The following is a 1,012-nucleotide window of genomic DNA, read 5'->3' on the forward strand; positions in this document are numbered from 1 at the left end:
CCCGAAGCCCACGGCCACCCCCACCCCGACGCCCACGGCGACCGCGACCGGCGGGCCCGTCACCGCCGCCAGGTACGCCCCCTACGTCGACACCTCGCTCTACCCGGCGTACGACCTCCTCGCGACCGCCGACGCCACCGGTGTGAAGGAGTTCAACCTCGCCTTCATCACCTCCGGCGGCTCCTGCGCCCCGCTGTGGGGCGGGGTCACCGACCTGGCGAACGACAAGGTCGCCGCCCAGATAGGCGCCCTGCGCGCCAAGGGCGGCGACGTCCGGGTCTCCTTCGGCGGCGCCGCCGGGCACGAGCTGGCCCTGAACTGCTCCTCGTCCTCGGCGCTCGCCGCCGCGTACGGCAAGGTCATCGACCAGTACAAGCTGACCAAGGTCGACTTCGACGTCGAGGGCGCGGCCCTGCCGGACACCGCCGCCAACACCCGCCGCTCGCAGGCGATCGCCCAGCTCCAGAAGTCCCACCCCGGGCTGAACGTCTCCTTCACCCTGCCGGTCATGCCCGAGGGCCTGACCCAGCCGGGCGTCGACCTGCTCGCCGACGCCAAGCGCAACGGGGTCCGGATCGACGCCGTCAACATCATGGCGATGGACTACGGGCCGGCCTACAGCGCCGACATGGGCACGTACGCCATCCAGGCCGCGACCGCGACCCAGGCGCAGATCAAGGGGGTCCTCGGGCTCTCCGACGCGGCCGCGTGGAAGGCCGTCGCCGTCACCCCGATGATCGGTGTCAACGACGTCGTGAGCGAGATCTTCAAGGTCGACGACGCCACCCAGCTCGTCGACTTCGCGAAGTCGAAGGGCATCGGCTGGCTCTCGATGTGGTCCTCGACCCGGGACAAGCAGTGCCCGGACGGCGCCGTGAACCGCGCCGACGCCACCTGCTCCTCGATCCTCCAGCAGCCGCTGGCCTTCACGAAGGCCTTCGCCGCCTACAAGTAGGCGCCCGCACACCATCGCGCCCCCCACACCGCGCGCCCCGGCCGGGGCGCGCGGTGT

The 1,012-nt window shown here is 71.8% G+C and carries 1 protein-coding gene; it reads left to right on the plus strand.

All coding sequences use genetic code 11. The features are described from left to right. Positions 1-955: chitinase (locus tag AOK00_RS33780; RefSeq protein ID WP_216822287.1), on the plus strand; the 955-nt coding region annotated here is incomplete at its 5' end. Positions 956-1,012: the final 57 nt, after the last annotated feature.

The organism is Streptomyces aureus (genome assembly GCF_001418135.1).
Taxonomy (GTDB): domain Bacteria; phylum Actinomycetota; class Actinomycetes; order Streptomycetales; family Streptomycetaceae; genus Streptomyces; species Streptomyces aureus_A.